Source organism: Salmonella sp. SAL4457, from assembly GCF_046548235.1.
Classification (GTDB): Bacteria; Pseudomonadota; Gammaproteobacteria; order Enterobacterales; family Enterobacteriaceae; genus Salmonella; species Salmonella enterica.
On the sequence record NZ_JBGDZO010000253.1, the window covers coordinates 1 to 311 of the forward strand.

Annotated in this window: 1 protein-coding gene; it reads left to right on the plus strand. The window is 65.6% G+C overall.

Going from position 1 to position 311, the window contains the following annotated elements; all coding sequences use genetic code 11:
* Window positions 1–311 (plus strand): PAS-domain containing protein (locus tag ACLJNW_RS24155; protein WP_410961212.1); only part of this gene is annotated, 311 nt, incomplete at both ends.

Here is a 311-nt window from a genome sequence, read left to right on the forward strand (position 1 = left end):
GTCGGGGGGCTGGTGATCTTCGGCGGTATCGAACTGAAGAGCGGTGCGCCGGCGCCGATGTTCTCCAACCTGGTCGGCGAGCGGCTGTTCCCCAACGGCCGGGTCATCGAGCTGATCGGCAACCCGATGCCCGGCGGCGGCTTCGTCATGAGCTTCACCGATATCACCGCCTACCGCGAGGCCGAACAGGGCCTCAAGGGCGCCAACGAGTCGCTGGAACAGCGGGTCCAGGAGCGTACCCAGGAACTCTCGCAGTTGAACCAGGAACTCAGCGAGGCGAAGAGCAACGCCGAGGCCGCCAACCAGTCGAA